Annotated in this window: 21 protein-coding genes and 1 other annotated feature; of the genes, 19 read left to right on the top strand and 2 right to left on the bottom strand. The window is 37.4% G+C overall.

All coding sequences use genetic code 11. The annotated features are described in order from the left end of the window. Together ACI6MV_RS03110 and ACI6MV_RS03105 are read right to left on the bottom strand one after the other, a co-directional pair. Window positions 1–898 (bottom strand): IS4 family transposase (locus ACI6MV_RS03110; protein WP_407268449.1); only part of this gene is annotated, 898 nt, incomplete at its 3' end. Window positions 899–1,819: 921 nt separating this feature from the next. After that, the gene (locus ACI6MV_RS03105; protein WP_407268448.1) at window positions 1,820–2,749 is read right to left on the bottom strand and encodes a Na/Pi symporter; all 930 of its coding nucleotides are present in this window, start codon (window positions 2,747–2,749) and stop codon (window positions 1,820–1,822) included. A 192-nt stretch (window positions 2,750–2,941) separates the two neighbouring features. On the opposite strand from ACI6MV_RS03105, the gene rpsU reads away from it, so the two are divergent. The 19 genes from rpsU (at window position 2,942) to rpoD (ending at window position 23,005) form a co-directional block, all read left to right on the top strand. Further along, entirely contained in the window at window positions 2,942–3,118 is a 177-nt protein-coding gene (gene rpsU / locus ACI6MV_RS03100; RefSeq protein ID WP_186575744.1) for a 30S ribosomal protein S21, read from the top strand. A 14-nt stretch (window positions 3,119–3,132) separates the two neighbouring features. Then, entirely contained in the window at window positions 3,133–3,579 is a 447-nt protein-coding gene (locus tag ACI6MV_RS03095) for a GatB/YqeY domain-containing protein (protein ID WP_407268447.1), read from the top strand. 184 nt (window positions 3,580–3,763) lie between these two features. Next, the gene (locus ACI6MV_RS03090; protein ID WP_407268457.1) at window positions 3,764–5,071 is read left to right on the top strand and encodes an NfeD family protein; all 1,308 of its coding nucleotides are present in this window, start codon (window positions 3,764–3,766) and stop codon (window positions 5,069–5,071) included. 24 nt (window positions 5,072–5,095) lie between these two features. Beyond that, window positions 5,096–6,091 carry a flotillin-like protein FloA gene (gene floA, locus ACI6MV_RS03085; protein WP_407268446.1) on the top strand — a complete coding sequence of 332 codons (996 nt, stop codon included), beginning with the start codon at window positions 5,096–5,098 and terminating at the stop codon, window positions 6,089–6,091. Between the two features lie 39 nt (window positions 6,092–6,130). Beyond that, window positions 6,131–6,619: a hypothetical protein gene (locus ACI6MV_RS03080; protein ID WP_407268444.1), complete on the top strand. Its 489-nt coding sequence runs from the start codon at window positions 6,131–6,133 to the stop codon at window positions 6,617–6,619. A gap of 456 nt (window positions 6,620–7,075) precedes the next feature. Continuing rightward, complete coding sequence (gene yqfC / locus ACI6MV_RS03075) at window positions 7,076–7,360, top strand: sporulation protein YqfC (RefSeq protein WP_407268443.1); 285 nt, start codon at window positions 7,076–7,078, stop codon at window positions 7,358–7,360. Window positions 7,361–7,389: 29 nt separating this feature from the next. Further along, entirely contained in the window at window positions 7,390–8,619 is a 1,230-nt protein-coding gene (gene yqfD, locus ACI6MV_RS03070) for a sporulation protein YqfD (RefSeq protein ID WP_407268441.1), read from the top strand. Between the two features lie 3 nt (window positions 8,620–8,622). Next, complete coding sequence (locus ACI6MV_RS03065; protein ID WP_407268439.1) at window positions 8,623–9,579, top strand: PhoH family protein; 957 nt, start codon at window positions 8,623–8,625, stop codon at window positions 9,577–9,579. 76 nt (window positions 9,580–9,655) lie between these two features. After that, window positions 9,656–11,866, top strand: a complete 2,211-nt coding sequence (locus ACI6MV_RS03060; RefSeq protein ID WP_407268437.1) for an HD family phosphohydrolase — start codon at window positions 9,656–9,658, stop codon at window positions 11,864–11,866. Next, a complete protein-coding gene (gene ybeY / locus ACI6MV_RS03055) occupies window positions 11,867–12,331 on the top strand; it encodes an rRNA maturation RNase YbeY (RefSeq protein ID WP_407268434.1) in 465 nt (154 codons plus the stop codon). Beyond that, window positions 12,309–12,692 carry a diacylglycerol kinase family protein gene (locus ACI6MV_RS03050; RefSeq protein WP_407268432.1) on the top strand — a complete coding sequence of 128 codons (384 nt, stop codon included), beginning with the start codon at window positions 12,309–12,311 and terminating at the stop codon, window positions 12,690–12,692. The genes ybeY and ACI6MV_RS03050 overlap by 23 nt, the downstream gene beginning before the upstream one ends. 309 nt (window positions 12,693–13,001) lie before the next feature. Continuing rightward, the gene (gene era, locus ACI6MV_RS03045; protein ID WP_407268429.1) at window positions 13,002–13,904 is read left to right on the top strand and encodes a GTPase Era; all 903 of its coding nucleotides are present in this window, start codon (window positions 13,002–13,004) and stop codon (window positions 13,902–13,904) included. Window positions 13,905–14,025: 121 nt separating this feature from the next. Beyond that, on the top strand, window positions 14,026–14,175 hold the full coding sequence (locus tag ACI6MV_RS03040; RefSeq protein WP_407268426.1) for a YqzL family protein: 150 nt from the start codon (window positions 14,026–14,028) through the stop codon (window positions 14,173–14,175). A 24-nt stretch (window positions 14,176–14,199) separates the two neighbouring features. Beyond that, window positions 14,200–14,952: a DNA repair protein RecO gene (recO, locus tag ACI6MV_RS03035; protein ID WP_407268424.1), complete on the top strand. Its 753-nt coding sequence runs from the start codon at window positions 14,200–14,202 to the stop codon at window positions 14,950–14,952. Window positions 14,953–15,053: 101 nt separating this feature from the next. Then, window positions 15,054–15,234 (top strand) — a binding site (T-box leader). Between the two features lie 279 nt (window positions 15,235–15,513). Further along, entirely contained in the window at window positions 15,514–16,398 is an 885-nt protein-coding gene (glyQ, locus tag ACI6MV_RS03030) for a glycine--tRNA ligase subunit alpha (RefSeq protein ID WP_407268423.1), read from the top strand. Beyond that, window positions 16,391–18,478 (top strand): glycine--tRNA ligase subunit beta, encoded by a 2,088-nt coding sequence (gene glyS / locus ACI6MV_RS03025; protein WP_407268422.1) that lies wholly within the window; start codon window positions 16,391–16,393, stop codon window positions 18,476–18,478. Before glyQ ends, glyS begins: the two co-directional genes overlap by 8 nt. A gap of 29 nt (window positions 18,479–18,507) precedes the next feature. After that, window positions 18,508–19,314 carry a pyruvate, water dikinase regulatory protein gene (locus ACI6MV_RS03020; RefSeq protein WP_407268421.1) on the top strand — a complete coding sequence of 269 codons (807 nt, stop codon included), beginning with the start codon at window positions 18,508–18,510 and terminating at the stop codon, window positions 19,312–19,314. A 713-nt stretch (window positions 19,315–20,027) separates the two neighbouring features. After that, window positions 20,028–21,848, top strand: a complete 1,821-nt coding sequence (dnaG, locus tag ACI6MV_RS03015; RefSeq protein WP_407268419.1) for a DNA primase — start codon at window positions 20,028–20,030, stop codon at window positions 21,846–21,848. A 35-nt stretch (window positions 21,849–21,883) separates the two neighbouring features. Then, window positions 21,884–23,005, top strand: a complete 1,122-nt coding sequence (gene rpoD / locus ACI6MV_RS03010; protein ID WP_407268417.1) for an RNA polymerase sigma factor RpoD — start codon at window positions 21,884–21,886, stop codon at window positions 23,003–23,005. Window positions 23,006–23,183 lie beyond the last annotated feature (178 nt).

Genomic DNA, 23,183 nt, shown 5'->3' with positions numbered 1-23,183 from the left:
CAAATAATCCAAACGTTTGGATTATTTGCCAGCGTGTTCGGTAGAGGTCACTAATCTCCTGTGCATTTATTTTTGCGTCATTACACACAATGGAAATATTGTTTCCTTCACTATCAACTGTTTCTATTAATCGTAAAGGATGTTTCATCTTACCGATCCTCACGATAGCATCTCGAAGGATAGATGAGGAAGGATCAACTTTTAATTCTTCTATCACATGTACAACCGTATTCGTTTTGATTCGAGTAACAAATCGAATTCCTTTTTCACAATAGGTATCAAACTTTGCAAAGTTGAAATAACCTCTGTCAAATACGTGAAGCGCATTTTTATCTAGCACAATCAATGCATCCAACTGTGTTTCGTCTGCCGGTCTAGCTGGTGTAACGATGACATCGTTTGGATAGGATTCACCATCGCAAAAAACAAGAGACGTGTGCATCTTTATCCCGGATTTTGTATCTCGAAAATCTGCCCATTCATATTGACTAAGGCACATGGAAAGCGTTGATGAGTCAATTAAATGAATCTTTCCGAGTGCTTTTTCAGCCTTCTTGGGACCAAGTATTAGATGTAACTTTTGAATCAAATGGTGCATGATAACTTGGAATATTTCAGATGGTATCTCACCAAACTTTCTGGAAAGTTGTGATTTACTGATACTCTCCAAACCTACTTGTCTTTGCACCGTTTTCTTACGTTTCACATTTTCACTTACTCGTCGTAAACTAGGCAGTCCTTTTAGCTGGGCATGGATAAAAAGCCTTGTAAACGTTAGTACATCTAGCTTTTTAACATACTTGTCAATCTCAGCATGATCAATCATTTTTTGAATAACTTTCGAATCTAATGGATGTATGTATTCCTTGAATACAGTTTTTATGGTATTATTGTCCATGGATGTATTCTCCTTATAATTAGGGATTTGGACAGGACTACCATACCCTAATTATAAGGTTTTTTTGTGCATTTTTATAGTTAAAATTGCCAATATTCCTAATCTTCTAACGATTTTTATTCCTATTTTATTCCTTGACTTTTGCTTAGAAAGTTTATGCAACGCTAGTGAGGAAATTATAAAATATACTAAATGTGGATAACATTAAGCATTAGCCAAGGCCAGCTCCGAGTGCCAGCGACTAGCGAGACTTCCCTCGCCTCCGTCCGATAAGTCATCATCGGTTCAGGTTTTATGGAAGGTCGACTAAATGCGGACTTGTCGTCCAACGTCGACATACCCCTTATGCAGGGGCATGTTTCCTTACTCCATCGAAAATATAGAACAATTTTCTTCGTGCGAGGTAAAGCTTCGAAGCATACTCTGGTCCTACGGTTCAGTCCAAATGTTTTCGGTGGGGCGAGTAATCGCACTAAGGAAAGCTACAATGAATATACACCGCAGAAACAAGTGAATTTATTGTTTCGAGTCCCAGTCCGTACGTCGCTAACCGGCGCTCTGCGCTTTTGTTCTTAGTCTTCACTGTAAACCTACTTGTCGGGGAATAAGCGGACACAGAAGCACTTATTTAACCTGAAATTACTGCTTGCAATCATACCCGGACAGGATGGCGCTTATTTACCCTCAACAGTCCACAGTAATAGCATTTTTATAAAAATAAGAGCGCTGGTGGCCGCTTAATTCCAATAAAGCATTTTTTGTCACAGATAAGAGCACTGATGTCCGCAAAACAACTCCCCGACTTCCGTAATGCATCATCACAGCATCTATACTAGAATTCACTACAAATAAATCACCTTCATACCACCATCACAAAAAAATCGCAACGGCAGACCCCATTGCGATTTTCAGCTACTATTTCTATTGTTTTGAACCATGCATTCGAACGATAAACTTTTCAAACATCCCTATAAACGGTAGCATACAAACAACCGTCAACAGATTAAATACCACAGAAATATGTGCCAGTTGCTGCTTAGCATCTGTTGCTAACAAGCTTGCTAGATCTGTTAACCAGCCAAGAAACGGCATGAATAGCAGTACGCCTAGTACGTTAAACCAAACATGAGACATCGCGACGAGCTTCTCTTCTTTTTTTAGTCCGATAATTGCTAACAGTGCAGTTATACACGTTCCAATATTTGCACCAAGTACAATTGCGATCGATGCTTTTAGTTCAATGATTCCTTCATGCAGGAAACTCATTGTGATTGCAATAGTTGCACTAGATGATTGGATTACGGCACTTACTAAGGTACCTACAAGAATACCAAATAAAGCAAAGTGGTCAGATATAGCTAAGCTTTCTTGAACAATCGGTAACTGGTTAATGGATTCTGCTAATGATTCAAAGCCCTGCAAGGCAACGAAAATACTTCCTAGACCCACAAAGATAGCACCAATCCCAAATATGAATCGGTTATTAATGAAAATTAAGAAAGCTCCAATTACAACAAAGCTCCATTCAGGAATAATGTTCGAAAAAGCCATTAGTTCACCAGTTATGGTTGTACCAATATTCGCCCCTAGAATTATACCAAGCGTCTGTTTAAACGACAGCATGCCCACGCTAACAAAGCCGATGGTGAGTACTAGCACGAGCGAGCTGCTTTGAAGGAACGCTGTAGCAACAAATCCAGTTATGATTCCTGTATAATGGTTTTTAGTCATTGTCGTTAATATATATTTAATTTTGTTGTAGGATAAATGGTATAATCCTACTCGAAGAATACTCATGCCCAAGAAAAAAAGCATAACAAATACTGCGGCTAATGAAAATAAATCCCCCAAATTGTCCACCTCGCTATAGTTTCATTGTATGGACAAGTGAGGGAAAAATGCTTAATTATTTCTTTAGTCTTGTTTTATTCTAAAAAAAGTTGACCAAGAAAAGGCATTATATTATAATTGGCAAGAGGCATATGGTACGTAATCATATGCTGTTACAATTTTGTTGTATGCTTCGGAGGGAGGGAAATTAGTATGTCAAACACTACTCGCGTTCGTAAAAACGAGTCTCTTGAAGATGCTCTTCGTCGCTTTAAACGCAGTGTATCTAAATCTGGTACATTAGCTGAATATCGTAAAAAAGAATTTTATGAAAAACCTAGTGTGCGCCGTAAGAAGAAATCTGAGGCTGCTAGAAAGCGTAAGTTCTAAAGAGGGTGTAAAATGTGTCACTATTAGAACGTCTAAACCAGGATATGAAACAAGCTATGAGAGCAAAGGATAAAGAAACCTTAAGCGTTATTCGTATGGTGAAAGCATCCTTGCAAAATGAAGCAATTAAACTGGGAAAAGATGAGTTAGCTGAACAAGAGGAATTAACCGTACTATCAAGAGAATTAAAACAACGAAAAGATTCCCTCCATGAGTTTAAAGAAGCTGGACGCGATGATCTTGTATTAAAACTCGAAGATGAATTGAAAATTTTACAAGTATATATGCCGAAACAGCTTTCTGAAGAAGAAGTTGAATCGATTGTTGTGGAAACAATACAGGAAGTGTCAGCTACTTCCAAAAAGGATATGGGTAAAGTAATGGGTGCCCTTATGCCGAAAGTTAAAGGTAAAGCTGACGGTGCGTTAGTGAACCAACTTGTTCAAAAGCACTTGTCTTAAAAAATTACATTACAATACGACGCACAGCGTTGTTTAAAAGATATCCCTTGTCACATTTGTGGCAAGGGATTAATCTTTTTTAATAAGGAAAAGATAAAAATGAAACTTCTCGCCTTTTATATCGTATATAATGGAGGAGATAGAAAGGAGGACGGTAGTGAGAAAACATATAATAACCTCTATCATGGTCCTAATCAGTCTAGTATGCATTATTCCTTTACTTTTTCAGCCTGCTCAGGTTACTGCAGCTGGTGAAGGTAAATTAGTTTATGTTATACCGATTAAAAAGGAAGTTGAAAGAGGATTGGAAGCGTTTCTAAAAAGGACAACTACAGAAGCAACTGAAGCAGACGCCGATCATATTATTTTTGAACTAAACACTCCTGGTGGACGGGTTGATGCAGCGGGTAATATTGGGGAAGTGCTGCAAGATTTAGAAATCCCAACCACCTCATTTATCACCGTTAAAGCATTGTCAGCAGGTTCCTATATTGCACTAAATACTGATTTTATATATATGAAACCTCAAGCGACAATGGGTTCAAGTGGAGTTATAAATTCAGATGGCACGGCAGCAGATAAGAAAGCACAATCCGCATGGTTAGATGCTATGCAGGGTGCTGCTGAATCCAAAGGTCGTGACCCGCTATATGCAAAAGCAATGGCCAATCCGGATATCGACCTTGCTGAATATGATGCACCTGTAGGCCAATATTTGACGTTAAGTGCTGGCGATGCAGTTGAAGTTGGCTACGCAGAAGCGATTGTTCGACATCGCAGGGCCTTATTGACTGAGCTCGAACTGGGTGATGCGGCAGTTGTTGAATTAAAGCCAACCTTAGCAGAAGAAATTGCACGTTTCTTAACGCATCCTACTGTGATACCAATCTTGTTATCATTAGCGAGTATTGGATTAATCGTTGAATTGTATTCTCCTGGATTTGGTATTCCTGGTTCTGTTGGATTATTATCCTTAGTCTTATTCTTTTATGGTCATATCGTAGCCGGTTTAGCTGGATATGAAGCAATTATTTTGTTAGTGTTAGGGATTGTTATGATCATAGCGGAGCTGTTTGTGCCAGGTGGGATTATAGGTATTCTAGGCATAGGTGCGGTTGTTGGAGCGTTGTTTATGTCTTCCAATAATGTAGGGCATATGGCGATGAGTATTTCGATTGCACTTATAGCATCTATTGTGGTGTCTATTATTCTATTTAAGACAATGGGAATGGAAAAAGGTTTCTTTAGACACATAATTTTAAAAGATGCTACGACAACAGACCTCGGCTATGTTTCATCTGTTAATCGGATCGAACTAGTCGGTCTAGAAGGAAATGCTGCTACAACATTACGTCCGGCCGGAAAAGGTATTTTTAATGATGAGTGGCTAGATGTTGTTTCAGAAGGTGGATACATTGCAAAAGATAGTACGATAAAAATCGTGAAAACAGAAGGATCTCGGATTGTTGTTCGAGAAGTAACTAAAAATTAACCAAATCATAGGAGGAATTCTTACATGACTATTGAAGGTATTAATCTATTACCGATTATTATAATCGGGATTATCATCATCGCGCTTGCAGTATTGTTAACTTTTATTCCAGTAATGCTATGGATCAGTGCACTTGCTGCTGGTGTGCATGTAAACATCTTTACACTCGTTGGGATGCGTTTAAGACGAGTTGTCCCGGCACGTGTTATTAATCCGTTAATTAAGGCGCATAAAGCTGGTATTGATGTTAATACGAACCAGTTGGAGAGTCACTACTTAGCTGGTGGTAACGTAGATAGAGTTGTCAACGCATTGATTGCAGCGCAACGAGCAAATATTGAACTTATTTTTGAACGTGCAGCAGCGATTGACCTAGCTGGTCGTGACGTATTAGAAGCTGTGCAAATGAGTGTTAATCCTAAGGTAATCGAAACACCGTTTATTGCGGGTATCGCAATGGATGGTATTGAAGTAAAAGCAAAAGCAAGAATAACAGTACGAGCTAACATTGACCGTCTTGTCGGTGGTGCTGGTGAAGATACAGTTATCGCTCGTGTTGGTGAAGGTGTAGTAAGTACAATTGGTAGCTCTGTTACGCATAAAAAAGTATTAGAAAACCCTGATTCCATTTCACACAATGTACTTAGCAGAGGATTAGATGCAGGAACGGCTTTTGAAATCCTGTCGATTGATATCGCGGATGTTGATGTAGGTAAAAACATTGGTGCGATCTTACAAACAGACCAAGCAGAAGCAGACAAAAACATTGCCCAAGCGAAAGCAGAAGAACGTCGCGCGATGGCTGTTGCACAAGAACAAGAAATGGTTGCTAAAGTACAAGAGATGCGTGCGAAAGTTGTTGAAGCAGAAGCAGATGTACCACTTGCTTTAGCTGAGGCATTACGTTCTGGAAACATGGGTGTGATGGATTATATGAATTATAAAAACATCAATGCTGATACGGATATGAGAAATTCTATCGGCAAAGTCTCTAAAGAAGATCATGAGGACGATGAATAAGCAACAGATGTACTTTAACAAATTGGAAGGAGGGTTTTAATGGATGAGTTAATTGGATTTCTACTACCGTTAATTTTTGTGATAGGTGGAATCCTAGGCTTATTTAAAAAGTCAGAGGATAGTAATGAAAACAAGCCTGTACAAAGAACTAATCCGAGTCCAAGGCCGACACCAACTCCCTCCGGTGGAATGGACCAACGTGCAGAATTGCAGCAAGAAAGTGAACCAGAACATAAAGGTGCAAAAACATTTCAAGAAAAAATGTACGATAAGCTAGAATCAATCGAATCAACTTCTGGCAATACTCGTACGAAAGAAATACAACAAAATGCAAGTATCCATGATGCCATAAAGGGTGAGCATACACCTCGTGCGTATAAAAAAACGTCAACGAATCGCAAATCAATGGTTTCGGTGAGAGGTCAACTTACTAAAAAAGGACTTGTCAATAGTGTCGTGATGGCAGAAGTATTAGGGCAGCCACGTGCTACAAAGCCTTATCGATATGGATGGAATCAAAACAAGTAATATACAGGGAACCTTGTCGCTTTTAGAGTGGCAAGGTCCTTTTTATATTCTGTGGACCAATCAGTGTTGGTTATGCGGCCGCAGCTGGGCTTATTTGTGAAAAACCTAAATACGTTAAGTTCTCTATCCACAGTGCTCAAAACATCACTACACACTGAATGACAACACTTTCTAAGACGCTGGACACCTCAGTTAATTTCTTCTAACTAGTGATAGTTATCAAAAATAGCCACCCACCTCTTTCTCTAAACAGCCACTTTGCATTTATCACAACAAAAAATTATTTCCATTAAACCTGTTTATCACTGATCTCATCTCTCTGAATATAATAACCAATGTATCCGGACATCTGCCCGGTTTTTTAATTTAATAATTATTTCCCATCTGTTTCGTTATGATTTTACTGTTCTTATAAGGTGGAAATGTTCATACATATGTATGGGAGAGGGGGCATCTTTGATGAAAAAATGGCAACAAAGAGTGGGCAATTGGTTAAGCGAACATCTGGAACTTCCTTCTGATGTGGTCCTCGAGCTTCCGAGAATTACAACCATCGGTCAATTACATGTATACATTGAAAATCATAGAGGTTTATTACTTTTTTCTGAGACCGAATTACGTCTTGATATGGATACAGGTTATTTACGTATTACTGGAGAACGTTTTGTATTGAAAATGATGTTGCCCGAAGAGATCTTACTCGAAGGCAAAATAAAAGCAATTATGTTTGTTGATGAATAGAAACTGGAGAGTTCGTAAAGGAGGCAGTTATGAAGAGCACGCAAGGCGTTTTTTTCACTGGCTATGTTACAGTTCGGGTGATGGGCCACCATCCTGAATTGTTTTTCGATTTATGTACAAGGTATCAGATTATGGTATGGAATATGAAGAAAATTGATAAAACAACCTGTGAAGGCAACGTACGCTTAAAGGATCTTAGTAAAATAAGAGGTTTAAGAAGAAAAACTACGTATAAATTAGCATTTAAAAATAAAAAGGGTCTTCCCTTTTTATCGAACAAGCTATGGCTAAGAAAGCCCTTATTGGCAGGTTTACTTATTAGTATTTTATTCGTAGTACTGTTATCGAATATTGTATGGGATGTTACGATTAAAGGGGTCCATCCAGAGTTGGAGCAACAAATTAATAAGCAATTAGTTTCTTACGGGATAGAACCGGGTGCCTTTAAATTTCACATTAAGACTCCTGGTGAGATTCAACAACAATTACTAACAGATATCCCTGAGTTATTATGGGTTGGTGTATCTGAAAAAGGGACAACCTACCAATTAGAAGGTGTAGAAAAAACGATGGTTTCTGAGCCAGAGAAACAAGGTCCAAGTAACTTAGTTGCTTCAAAAAAGGGTGTTATTGTGGACATGTTTGTTTCCAAAGGTAGACCAATGGTGAAAATAAATCAATTGGTAAACAAGGGGGACATGCTTGTATCGGGTAATTTAAGTGCTAATCAGGAAGTGAAGCAAGAAGATGAAGAGGACCAAGAACCGCAAAAAGAACAGCATTATGTCCATGCTGACGGTGAAGTAATAGCGACCACTTGGTATAAACTTACAATAGAAGTACCTTTAGATGCGAATTATGATGTATTAACAGGGAAAAATAAGAAAAAATATTTTATTAAAATTGGCCCGCTTTCAATTCCTATTTGGGGATTTACGAATCCGGATTACAAAGAAAAACAAGTGGAAACGCATGAGAAACCATTCTATTTTCTGCAATGGAAGTTACCTGTATACTTTACTTCCGAAAATGTACAAGAAAAACGTACAGTAGAAGAAAAACGTAATCAAGAAAAGGCAACAACGATTGCAATATCCCAAGCAGAGAAACAATTAAGAGCGGAACTAGGTAAAGATGCAGAAATTAGTTTTCAAAAAGTTTTGCACGAAAGTATAGACAATGGTAAAGTAAACTTAATCCTATACTTTAAGGTGCTTGAAAATATTGCAAAAAACCAACCAATATCTCAAGGAGATTGATGTATGCCTGAAGAGCTAAAAACAATCGATTTACATTTAGAAAATCCTTCCGAAGCACTATCTTTATTCGGGACTGAGGATAAACATTTAAAACAATTAGAGCAACAATTGAGCGTTTCAATCGTTACTAGAGGTGAACAGGTTAGTGTCTCTGGTACTAGTACAGAAGTTCCTTTAGTAGAAGAAATTTTGCTTGCCTTGCTAGGCATTATTCGCAAAGGCTTAACCATTTCTGAACGTGATGTGGTATACGCTGTAGAACTAGCGAAAAAAGGGAATATAAAACAATTTGAAACGTTATTTGAAGATGAAATTACAAAAAATGCAAAAGGCAAGTCGATTCGAGTTAAAACACTTGGACAAAGAAATTATGTTTCTGCGATCAAATCCCACGATTTAGTGTTTGGTATTGGTCCAGCTGGTACAGGTAAAACGTATTTAGCTGTTGTTATGGCGATTAATGCGATGAAGAAAGGTCTTGTCAAAAAAATTATTTTGACGCGTCCTGCAGTAGAAGCTGGGGAGAGCCTAGGCTTTTTGCCAGGGGATCTAAAGGAAAAAGTAGATCCTTATTTACGTCCTCTATACGATGCATTGCATGATCTTTTGGGTAATGAACATACACTTCGATTAATCGAACGTGGCACAATCGAAATTGCTCCATTAGCTTATATGCGTGGCCGTACGTTGGATGATGCTTTTGTAATTTTGGATGAAGCGCAAAATACAACACCAGCTCAAATGAAAATGTTCTTGACACGATTAGGATTTGGGTCAAAAATGGTAATTACAGGGGATATTACACAAGTTGATTTGCCAAAGGGTGTCGCTTCAGGATTAAGAGAGATTGAAGGTAAGCTTTCAGGAATAAAAGGCATATCGCTCATCTATCTAAAACAATCTGATGTTGTTCGTCATCCATTGGTCCAAAAAATCATTAATGCATACGAACAGGAATAACAGAATTAAACTTGCTAAGACCCTCCCCTCGGGTCTTATTTCTGTATAAACTTCTCTTTAGAAAAGAGGGTAAGCAATGAAGAATAAGTGGTATGAATTAATGAAATTCACTTTTAGGCAAAGAAAATGGATTCAACTAGGTATTCCAGCTTTGTTATTAGCTGCTATCTTCTTTTTGGCAACCTTATCTAATGTGTTTACGAAAACATATGATATTGAGCGGTTTAGCAATGCAAAGGAAACGATTCGTTCTCCAATTACGATTGAGAATGAATCAGAGACAGAACAGCGTATAAGAGAAGCAGTAGCATCAGTCGAAGAAAGATATACAATTTCTACGAAAATAACACAGGAGCGTGTCGGATTAGTAAATGAATTGTTTGAGGCTCTAGATATACTAGAGGAACAAGAGCAAGAACGAATAGCCCAAGAACAAATTGAAAAAGAGCAGCTAGAGCAGGAATTAGGAGAAGGGAAGGAATCCCCAGTTGTAACAGAACCTGAAACAACTACAGTCTTAACTGATTTTGAAAAAGTGCAACAGCTAAATCAACTACTATCTTCGGAGCTAACACAAGCGCTAGAAGATGATGATCTTTTAAAGATCGTTTCTGCCAGCCAAAATGAACGTTCTATCGCCAAGGAATTGTTAACTACATCCCTGTTAGATGTGTTGAATAGCGGTGTGCGTACAAAAAATGTGGAGGCAGCAAAGATAGATATAAATGACAAGCTAAGGTATTCTAGCTTAGGTGAAGATATTAAAGAAGCATTATATGCACTTAGTGATATGGCATTAGTAGAGAACTCTTTTTACGATTATGAAAAAACAAATGAAGCGCAAAAACAAGCAATTACGAATGTTGAGCCTGTCATGATTCGTGCTGGAGAAGTTATCGTAAGAGAAGGGCAAACGATAACGAACGAGATTTATGAGCAGTTGGCACTCGTTGGCCTATTGAATAATGATAGAAATATTTATCCTGTGATTGGTCTTGTTATCTTAGTTCTGTTAATCAGCGGCGTCGCTACTTATGAATTACATACTTTTTCTAAGAAAAACCTGCTTGATCCTGGTAAGATTGCATCTATTATTATTATTAGTGTGTTTATGATTGCTGTAATGAAGACGATAAGTGTATTCGCTGCTTCTGTTGATCAAGTGTTCTTACTTGTGCCAGCAGTGACTGGCGCGATGCTACTAAAAATCTTAATAAATGAGCGTTTAGCTATTGTGATGGCAATTATTTATTCAATTTTAGGTAGCGTTATATTTAATTTAGAAATACCAGGGGCACTTAATATGGAAGCTGCTTTGTATTTCTTTTTATCACAAATGGCTGGTATTGTTTTACTAATTAACTTGAAAGATCGGACCGCAATCTTGAAAGCGGGTGCTGGTATTGTTGTTGTACAAGTATTAACTGTATTAATATTTTTATTTCTTTCTTTCGAGAAATATACCATTACAGACGCTTTAGTTCAGTCCGGTTTTGCATTGGCTGCCGCCTTTTTATCAATCGTTTTAACAATCGGTATGCTACCAATATTTGAAACAGGATTAGGAATTCTTTCCGATACGAAGCTATTAACACTTTCTAGTCCAAATCACCCGTTACTTCGAAAAATTTTAACAGAAGCTCCAGGAACATATCATCACAGTGTAATGGTTGCAAATTTAAGTGAAGCTTCTTGTGAAGCAATTGGAGCGAATGGATTATTAGCTAGGGTAGCATCCTATTACCATGATTTAGGTAAAACGGTTCGACCGCATTATTTTATTGAAAACCAAATGGGAATTCAAAATCCCCATGACTTGATTGAACCGAAGCAAAGTGCAGATATTATTATTAGTCACCCTTATGATGGTGCTGCACTATTAAAAAAACAAAGACTCCCTAAAGAGATTATTGACATTGCGGAGCAACATCATGGCACGACATTGTTGAAGTATTTCTACTTCAAGGCAAAGGATAAATATAAGAATCTAAAAGAGTCGGATTTTCGTTACCCTGGTCCAAAGCCTAGATCGAAAGAAGCGGCAATTGTTAGTATTTGTGACTCCGTGGAAGCTGCTGTGCGCTCTTTGCAAGAGCCTACAAAAGAAAAAATCGAAAATATCGTTACATCGATCATTAACGATCGGTTAATGGACGGTCAATTGAATGATAGTTCTTTAACTTTTCATGAACTTGATCGGATTCATATTGCAATCTGCGAAACATTAAACGGTATTTTTCATTCGAGAATTCAATATCCAGACGACAAAGTAAAGGAGGCAAATTAAATGCACATTGATTTTCATGACCAAACCAATTCAATTGAGGAAGACTATGTTGACCTGCTTGACCGCTTAATAAATTTTGCTGGTAAACAAGAAAAAGTAACTACGGAAGCCGAGTTATCGATTAATTTTGTTTATAATGATGAAATTCAAGAATTAAATCGAAATTATCGTCAAATTGATAGACCGACAGACGTCATCTCGTTTGCGCTTCAAGAAAGTGGAGAAGGAGAAATGAAGATCATCGGTGAAGAGTTGCCGATTGTACTAGGAGACATCGTTATTTCTGTAGACAAGGCCAAAGAACAAGCAACCGAATATGATCATTCATTAGAGCGAGAACTTGGGTTTTTGGCGTTACATGGTTTTCTTCATTTGTTGGGATATGATCATATAAATCCAGAGGATGAAAAGGTTATGTTTCAAAGACAAGAGGAAATTTTAGATGCATTCGGACTTTCAAGGTAGTAAACAAAAGAAATGGATCGGTCTTCGTCCTGCCTTTCACGGATTGATGTATGTTACAAAAACAGAAAAAAACTTTCGAATTCAGCTTGTGATAACAGTGCTTGCCTTATTAAGCGGATTATTCCTGCGCTTAAATGGTCTAGAGTGGGTATTGTTATCTTTGACGATTGGATTAGTCTTAGCTCTAGAACTGGCAAATACAGCGATAGAACAGGTTATGAATCATTTATCGCCTGATTTTCATCCGATAGTGGGTAGGATTAAGGATATATCTGCTGGAGCAGTACTCGTTACAGCGGTTATTGCTATTGTAAATGGATGTATTCTATTTCTACCTAAGATTATTGCATTGATTTGGTAGACAATCAATTTCTTATACTGATGTTTCGCCGATTTCAAGGATATGATGTTGCAAAAGGGCTATAAAAGTAAGAAATTGACTACAAAGCAACTATTCGACAAAATGTTGTAATTGCAAACTACTTGTATATATTAAGAGAGAAAGCCTTTATACCTAAAGCTGGTTAAGTAAGGCTTTTTTCTGTTTTTATCTTCTGTATTTGAGCATCTATATATTAGAGGTTTTGTCGAAAGTATGAAACAAAGATGATTTTATAGTAAAATAAGAATAACCGAAATAGTGAATCGAGAATATGATGGAGGATACAGCATGGACCAAGCATACAAATCAGGATTTATTTCTATTATTGGAAGACCAAACGTAGGAAAATCAACATTTATGAATCGAGTTATCGGACAGAAGATAGCAATTATGAGTGATAAGCCGCAGACAACGAGAAATACCATTCAAGGGGTACTAACTGAAAAAGATGCGCAATTTGTATTTATTGATACACCAGGAATTCATAAACCGAAGCACAAACTTGGCGATTTTATGGTAAAGGTAGCAGAAAATACGCTGAATGAGGTAGACGTGGTTATGTTTATGATTAATGCAGCAGAAGGCTTTGGTCGAGGTGACCAGTTCATCATCGATCGTCTTCAAAAAGTTCGTGGTCCTGTATTTTTAATAATAAATAAAATAGACCAAGTACATCCAGAAAAGCTACTAGAACTAATTACGGAGTATAAGGACAAGTATGATTTCGAAGAGATTGTTCCAATATCTGCTCTAGAAGGTAACAATGTAGATCATCTACTGACTGTAATTAAACAGCATCTCCCAGAAGGACCGCAATATTATCCAGAAGATCAGGTTACCGATCATCCGGAACGATTTATTATGGGTGAACTTATAAGGGAAAAAGTATTACAGTTGACTCGTGAAGAAGTGCCTCATTCCATTGCTGTAGTGATTGAAAATATCGAAGAACGTGAAGACGATAAGCTATTATTGCAAGCTTCTGTGATAACGGAAAGATCATCGCAAAAAGGAATCATCATAGGAAAACAAGGATCTATGTTAAAGGAAATAGGTAAGCGAGCAAGAAAGGATATTGAATCGTTATTGGGTACAAAAATTTACCTGGAGTTGTGGGTAAAAGTGCAGAAGGACTGGCGTAACCGTCCGCATCAACTGCATGAATACGGATTCAGAAGTGATGAGTATTAACATACATGGTAAATATTTTAACACATGCTTCTAACTAAAAGAGACATCCTATTAATAGAAAGTTCATTAGTTTCCCGGACTTTTGAAACATCTCTTAAAATACAGAAAGGTGGGGTTTCTTGTGGCAGACTTACCATGGAAAATCTTTAGTCAAACAGGAAACATTGAAGCCTATTTATTGATGAAAGAAATGGAAACGATGCATGATCAAGATGGTACTTGTTCTGACTTTTTAAACAAAGATATGACAGAATTAGATACACAGATGTAATAAGCTTACGAGGTAAAGGGAACGGTGAAGGCATTGTTCGAAAAAGTAGAGGGAATTATTTTACGCACACAAGCTTATGGGGAAACACACAAGATTGTCAGGATTTTCACGAAAGAAAGAGGCAAAATTGGTTTAATGGCAAGAGGAGCTAAAAAACCGAAAAGTAGAATGGCTGCTATTACGCAGCCATTTATTCATGGTTCTTTTCTTATTCAGTCTGGATCTGGTATGGGAACATTGCAACAAGGAGAGGTGCTTACTTCTCTAAGAACAATTCGGGAAGATATTGTCCAAACAGCTTATGCGACATACTTAGCTGAGCTTACTGATAAATTACTAGATGAGAAGAAACCGGATCCATTTTTGTATCAGCAATTACTGCAAACCTATACGTGGATGACAGAGGGAAAAGATGCAGAAGTACTAGCAATCATATATGAATTAAAAATGTACCGCAAAGCGGGTTTTGCCCCGGTGTTACACGAGTGTGTCAATTGTGGGAATAAGGAGACACCTAATTCATTTTCGGTAAACCAAGGGGGAATCCTTTGTACGCGTTGCATGCATATTGACCCCAATGCTTACCATATGACAGATAAACTTGTACAATTAATGCGGCTATTTTCGACGATAGACGTAGCAAGAATTGGTGACATAAATATTAAGCAAGAAAACAAGCAAAAATTGCAACAAATCATGGAGGCGTACTATGAGCAATACGGTGGTTATTTCCTAAAATCAAAAAAGTTTTTGAAGCAGCTAGATCTATTAAAATAGTCGATGATTGTTAAGTCCATTTCATAGCTATGTAAAGAAATCATGAAATGGACTCAGTTGACAAACGTCGTAAAGTTAAGTATGATTTAAATCAAAATTGAGATATTGCTACGATGGAGAATAGTATGTACGGAACTTTCCATTAAGCGAGTCCAGGATGGTGAAAGCTGGATATGGAAAACGTAAGGAAGGCACTCTTGAGCATTTAAAATGATAAAAGTGGCTATTCGTTCGAAATGAATAGCAAGTAGGGTGGAACCGCGGAAAAATCCCGTCCCTATGTTTCTAATGGAGACATAGGGATGGGATTTTTCTTTGCAAGTTAAGGAAGTATCTAAATCCAGGAGTATCTAGCTCCGAGCGAATTCACGAATTGTCCTACGATAAGTCATCATCGATTAACGTTTTATCGAAGGTCGACTAAAAGCGGACTTGTCGTCAAACGTCGACATACCCCGATGGATAGGGATGATTTCTTTATCTCAGTATATTCGCTCCAGTCACTAAGTTTCTAAACGGGCGCACTGCGCTTTTCTTATTTCATACAGGAGGTAAAAAGACATGAATATTCAAGAAATGATTTTAACGTTACAGAAGCATTGGTCTGATCAGAATTGTATTTTGATGCAAGCATATGATGTTGAAAAAGGTGCGGGTACAATGTCGCCAATGACATTACTTAGGAGCCTAGGGCCAGAACCGTGGAATGTTGCCTATGTAGAGCCTTCCAGACGGCCAGCAGATGGTAGATACGGGGAAAACCCAAACAGATTGTATCAACACCATCAATTCCAAGTAATCATGAAGCCTTCTCCTGATAATATTCAAGAATTGTATTTGGAGTCGATTAAGGCACTCGGTATTGATCCATTGCAACACGATATACGTTTTGTTGAAGATAACTGGGAAAACCCTACCTTAGGTGCAGCAGGATTAGGATGGGAAGTTTGGTTAGATGGTATGGAAATAACGCAATTTACGTACTTTCAACAAATTGGTGGACTAGAAGCAAAACCGGTAGCCGTTGAAATCACCTATGGTATTGAACGACTAGCATCTTATATTCAAGATAAGGAAAATGTCTTTGATCTCGAGTGGACAACAGGTGTCACCGTTGGAGATATTTTTTACCAACCAGAATATGAACATTCAAAATATACGTTTGAAGAATCGGACACAGATATGCTGTTTACGTTATTTTCTACATATGAAAAAGAGGCAAAACAAATAATGGAGAAAGGACTCGTATTCCCAGCCTATGATTACGTTTTAAAATGTTCTCACACGTTTAACTTGCTAGATGCAAAAGGTGTGATATCTGTTACGGAACGGACAGGGTATATCTCGCGAGTACGTAATCTAGCAAGAGCAATTGCTAAGCTATATGTTGATGAGCGAGAGCGATTAGGATTCCCAATGTTGAAGGAGGCAAATCAAAATGTCTAAGTCTGATGTATTGATCGAGGTTGGCTTAGAGGAAATGCCAGCACGATTTTTAAACGATACACAAAAACAATTAGAGCAAAAAACAAAAGACTGGTTAACACAACTAGGGTTACCTTATGACCAGCTTTCTACTTATATTACACCACGGCGATTTGCAGTTAAAATCAAGCAAATTGAAGATAAACAGCCTGATGTGGAAGAAGAAGCGAAAGGACCTGCGAAAAAAATTGCTGTTGATGAAAATGGGAATTGGACGAAAGCGGCTATAGGCTTTTCAAAAGGGCAAGGAGTAGAAGTGGATGACATTTATATAAAAGAAGTAAAAGGAACGGAGTACATATTTGTCAAAAAGTTCGTTAAAGGACAGCAAACAGCTGCGTTACTTCCTAGCTTTAAAGATGTTGTTTTAGGACTTAATTTTCCTAAGAATATGCGTTGGAGTAATTCTAGTCTTCGTTTTATTCGTCCGGTGCGTTGGATTTTAGCTTTATATGGTGATCAAACGATCCCATTGGAAATTGCAACGGTAAAAGCATCAAACACGACAAATGGTCATCGTTTCTTAGGGGAAGAAATCCAAATATTGACCCCAAATGAATATGAAGAAAAGATGAAACAACAATTTGTACTCGTAAATCCAGAGGAAAGAAAACAAAAGATTTTACAAGGAATCAAAGAACTCGAGACTAAGCAGAATTGGAATATTGTAGTAGATGATGAGTTGCTAAACGAGGTTACTCACTTAGTAGAATATCCGACTGTTTTTTATGGTTCTTTTAGTGAGGAATTTCTATCTGTTCCGGAAGAGGCTTTAATTACCTCAATGAAAGAGCATCAACGCTATTTTCCTGTGCGGTCCAATACAGGTGAACTATTACCGCATTTTGTTGCAGTTAGAAACGGTGATGATCAATATTTAGATATAGTAGCAAGAGGGAATGAAAAAGTACTAAATGCTAGACTATCAGATGCGCGCTTCTTCTTTGAAGAAGACCAAAGACAATCGATCGAGAGAAATTTAGAGAAGTTAAAAAGAATGGTCTACCAAGAAGATCTCGGTACGATTGCTGATAAAGTTGGCCGGGTTACAATCCTTACTGAACAAATAGCTAACCTAATAGGTGTTAACGAGCAAGTGAAAAATAATGCAACAAGGGCTGCAGCAATTGGAAAATTTGATTTAGTGACAAATATGGTTTCAGAATTTACTGAATTACAAGGGATGATGGGTGAGAAGTATGCGTTGTTGTTTGGAGAAAACGAGCAAGTGGCACGTGCCATTAATGAACAATATATGCCGCGTAATGCAAATGATCAATTACCACAATCTACAGAAGGAGCAATCGTCAGCATTGCAGATAAATTAGATACGATTGTTGGTTGTATAGCCGTAGGTATTATTCCAAGTGGTTCACAAGATCCATATGCCCTTAGAAGACAAGCGTTAGGAATTTTACAAATCGTGCGAGACCAAAAATGGGATCTTTCTGTCGAAGCGTTAATTGAATTAGCCTTACAGCTATATAGAAATTCAGCAGTTGAAACGAACGATATGAAAAATGTAGAAAAAAGTGTGCGCGATTTCTTTCATATGCGTGCTGCATTTATTATTAAAGAGGCTGGCGTTGAACAAGATGTTATCGAGGCGGTTCTGTATGCTGGGATTGGCAACTTTGCATTTACGATTGAAAAAGCAAAAGTGTTAGCCGCAAAACGACTAGACCCATCATTTAAAGCAGTACAGGAAGCACTTGTTAGGGTGTGGAATTTAGCTGAGAAAGCCGACAGTACGGATGTTGATGAATCATTGTTTGAGAATGACTATGAGAAAGCACTGTATCAAACGTACGTGCAGACAGCAAGTGATTATAATCAAGCCTTAGAAAACAAGGATGCAACGCAAGCAATTGAAATGCTTGCACAATTTGCTGCACCGATTCATGCGTTTTTCGATCATACAATGGTAATGGCGGATGAGGAAAAGCTAAAGCATAATCGCTTAGCGATATTATTAAATGTAGCTAGTTTAATGTATAAGTATGCAAATCTATCTGTTATTCAGTGGAAGCAACAAGCATAATTTGTGGGGTAAGAGAGAGGAGGGAGTAGATGGAGAGACCAATTGTATATGTTATATCAGATTCGGTTGGTGAAACTGCAGAACTAGTCGTTAAAGCAGCTTTGAGTCAATTTAGCTACGAAGGGAATTATAAACTATTCCGAGTTCCCTATGTAGATAACTTAAATATTTTAAAGCAGACGATTGAACAGGCAAATCGAAATGGAGCGATCATCAGCTTCACATTAGTAGACCCGGTATTTCGTAAATACTTAAAAAAGGAAGCAGCAATTTACGGAATTGAATGTATTGATATTATGGGTCCAATGATGGATGCAATGGCAAGAGTATACAACCAAGCACCACGACAAGAGCCTGGTCTTGTCCATAAGCTGGATGAAGACTATTTTAAGCGTGTAGAGGCAATCGAGTTTGCGGTAAGATATGATGACGGGCGAGACCCAAGAGGAATTGGTCGTGCTGATATTGTGCTAATTGGTGTGTCAAGAACGTCTAAAACTCCTCTATCTCAATATCTTGCTCACAAAAAGTTCAAAGTTGCCAATGTACCAATCGTTCCTGAGGTGAATCCTCCTAGTGAATTATTTAAAGTGTCACCATCGATGTGTATTGGTTTAAAGATTAGCCCAGAAAAACTTAATGATATAAGACGAGAAAGATTAAGAGCATTAGGTCTAGGAAGTCAGGCTAGCTATGCCAACATGGAAAGAATTCAATTAGAATTACATCACTTTGAACAAATTGTTGATCGAATTGGTTGTGATGTAATTGATGTTTCGAATAAAGCTGTTGAAGAAACAGCCAATCTAATTATTAATATGATGAATAAAAAATGAGAAAAATGTTTAGCTCTTTTGATAGAGCTAAGCATTTTTATTGGGCTTTTTTTCGTAAAGTTTGTTGCTTCGTATTGGAAGTAAACGCCGACTTAGTTGGAAAGTGCATTTCCCACTCAGGAAATGCACTTTGCTTTCCGCGGGGGGCTAGTGAGCCTCCTCGAACAGATGAAGCCGTGGCCGCGAAAAGCGACTGCCTGGAGCGGAAATCACGAGCACTATGTCGGAGTTTAGTTATTTTGCTCAAAAACAAAAAATCATTAGAAAACAACCTTTTTTATTAAAAAAACTACGAAAAACGTAAAAAAACGCAAAAAAATCATAGCAATTTTTATTTTTTTGTATTATAATTACTTTTTGTGTAAAAATGGTTCTAAGATAACTGTTTTGAAAAATATCTAAAAAGTAGGAAGGATTCTTTCCGTTTTATGTAGAATATTTGTCTATGCACATATTTATAATATGATGCTTACACATACTGAGTGGTAAATGTCGCTCTTGAAGCGATCCATTTGCTCGTAATGTTTATAGCTAAATAAAAAGAGGTAAGATTATATTGTAAGGTTCAGCGTAGAAATATACATAGGAAGTGGATTTCTTTCATAATTTTTTTCGAAGAGAAAATTTTTTTTCGATTTTCTAAAAAAAAATGTCGAAATATGAAGGGATTTCTTTGTCTCTATAGAATAAATGTAAAGCATGGTGGTTTTCTAATGGCTGGACTAATTCCAGATGAAACGATTGAAGAAATTAGAAAAGCAAACGACATCGTTGATATTGTTGGAGAATACGTACAATTAAAAAAACAGGGTAGGAACTTCTTTGGGTTATGCCCATTTCATGGTGAAAAATCCCCGTCCTTTTCGGTTACACAAGATAAGCAAATTTTCCATTGCTTTGGCTGTGGTAAAGGCGGAAATGTGTTCACTTTTTTAATGGAATTAGAGGGCTATTCCTTTTATGAGGCTTTAAGGTTTCTTGCCGATAAGAGTGGTCACAATCTGCCAGAAGAGTCTTCGACAAATCAACCCAATCAACAGGTTAACAAAGAAACTCAAGATTTCCTTCAAGCCTATGAATGGTTAACTAAACTATACCACCATTTGCTAAGACATACAAAAGAGGGTAAGGAAGGCTACCAGTATTTAAAGGAACGGGGTTTCTCGGATGATACAATTGACACATTTCAATTAGGGTTTTCTCCTAATTCTAAGGATTTTATCGTTCAGTTTCTCGAAAAAAAAGGTTTTCACAAACAGTCGATGGTTAAGGCAGGATTGTTAACAGTAACAGAGCAAAATGAAGTGTTTGACCGTTTTAGAGGTAGAGTCATGTTCCCAATTCGAAACCATCAAGGCAAAGCAATAGCTTTTGGTGGTAGATCACTTGGAAGCTCTGAGCCTAAATATTTGAATAGCCCAGAAACAGAGTTATTTCAAAAAGGAAAGTTGTTTTATAACTTTGACTTAGCAAGAGGGAATATCCGAAAGCAAGGAGAAGCGATTCTTTTTGAAGGATATATGGACGTTATCGCTGCACATCAAGCCGGAGTTAAAAATGGGATTGCGACATTAGGAACATCAATAACTGAGTCCCAGGCAAAGCTTTTACGGAGGTATGTGGATACAGTAATTATCTGCTATGATTCGGACAAAGCGGGGTATCAAGCTAGCTATAAAGCAGCTAAATTACTCCATAAGATAGGCTGTCAAACCAAAATTGCATCGATGCCTGATGGATTAGATCCAGATGAATTTATCAGAACATATGGCTCAGAACGGTTTAAAAACGAGGTTATAGCAGCAAGTGACACGTATATGACATTTGTGATGAATTTTATTAAAAAAGATTATAATCTAAATCTAGAAGGAGATCGCATACAATATGTTGAAAGTGTACTTGATGAAATAGCATTAATTGAACGACCGGTAGAAAGAGAACATTATTTAAAGGAAATTGTCAATGATTTTGATTTGTCATTATCTACATTGGCTCAAGAAATCCAGTCGCGCAGGCAAAAGATAGGATTTAAACGGGATAAGCCTACTCAAACGAGCCATACTAAGATGACAAATAACCTGTATAAATCAACAAAATTATTACCTGCCTTTCATAATGCAGAAAAGTTACTGATTGCATATATGCTTTATGATATGCAAATAGCAGAAAAGGTGCAAGAGGAACTAGGCGCGTCATTTAATATTGAGATGCATAAAATAATTGTCACCTACTTATATGCGTTTTATGAAGAAGGTCATTTACCAAATGTAAGTCACTTTATTGAGACATTGCCGGATGAAGCAAGTCAGAATCTTGTTACACAAATTGCAATGCATCCCATCAATACGGATATTAGTGATAAAGAGGTTAATGATTATATTTATACTATAAAATCAGAGCATAGCGATAAAGCATTAATAAAATCGTTACGAGCGGAGCAAAAGCTCGCTGAAAAGCAGAGTGATCCGGTCAAGGCAGCACAAATAGGCATGAAAATATTAGAGATTCAAAAACAAATTAAAAATCCGCACTAAGAATATAGTAAGTAAGATTGGAAGGAGGGGGACTCATGGCAAATAATAAGCCATCACGTTCTAAAGAAAACGAAAATGAACTAACATTAGAACAAGCAAAAGAACAATTGCTCGAACTAGGGAAAAAGCGCGGTGTTCTGGCTTATGAAGAAGTCGCAGAACGTCTGTCTACATTTGAATTAGAATCAAATGAAATGGATGAGTATTATGAGTACCTAGGTGAACAAGGAATAGAAGTAATTGGTGATTCTGAAGAGGACCCAAGCATGCAACAGCTTTCTAAAGAGGAAGAATTTGATCTTAGTGATTTAAGTGTTCCTCTCGGGATAAAAATAAATGATCCAGTTCGGATGTATTTAAAAGAAATTGGTCGTGTTGATTTATTATCTGCTGAGGAAGAAATTAGCCTTGCTAAAAGAATCGAAGAAGGCGATGAAGAAGCTAAAAAACGTCTAGCAGAAGCAAACCTTCGACTAGTTGTAAGTATTGCTAAACGCTATGTTGGCCGTGGTATGTTATTTCTTGATTTAATTCAAGAAGGTAACATGGGTTTAATCAAAGCGGTAGAAAAGTTTGACTACCGTAAAGGTTACAAATTTAGTACGTATGCTACCTGGTGGATTCGCCAAGCGATTACCCGTGCAATTGCTGACCAAGCAAGAACGATTCGGATTCCGGTTCATATGGTTGAAACGATAAATAAGTTAATTCGAGTGCAAAGACAGCTACTTCAAGATCTTGGTCGTGAGCCTATTCCAGAAGAAATTGCCAAGGAAATGGAATTAACACCGGATAAAGTGCGTGAAATATTAAAAATCGCACAAGAGCCTGTTTCTTTAGAAACGCCAATCGGTGAAGAAGACGACTCACATTTAGGTGATTTCATTGAAGATCAAGAAGCAACCTCACCTTCTGATCATGCGGCATATGAGCTATTAAAAGAACAGCTAGAAGATGTTCTGGACACGTTAACAGATAGAGAAGAAAATGTGTTAAGATTACGCTTTGGTTTAGACGATGGGCGAACTAGAACATTAGAAGAAGTAGGGAAAGTGTTTGGTGTGACGAGAGAGCGGATTAGACAGATAGAGGCAAAAGCATTACGAAAGTTACGTCATCCAAGTCGTAGCAAACGACTAAAAGACTTTTTAGAATAAGTATGTACAATTATTTGCACAGTCATTGTAAAATGAAACGATTGCAGTGACTGTGCAATGGCTTCTTAATTACTTGCTTCTTATTTTACTTAATTCAATTAGTTAATGCAAATTAATATCGAAACTGGAAAAAGATAACCAGCAATCTACATACTAAAATTTTTTTATTTTTAATTGT

It is taken from the genome of Radiobacillus sp. PE A8.2, from assembly GCF_045635475.1.
Lineage (GTDB): Bacteria > Bacillota > Bacilli > Bacillales > Amphibacillaceae > JBJGXI01.
The sequence above is the reverse complement of the archived record's forward strand: the minus strand, read 5'-3'. Positions and strand labels throughout refer to the sequence as shown.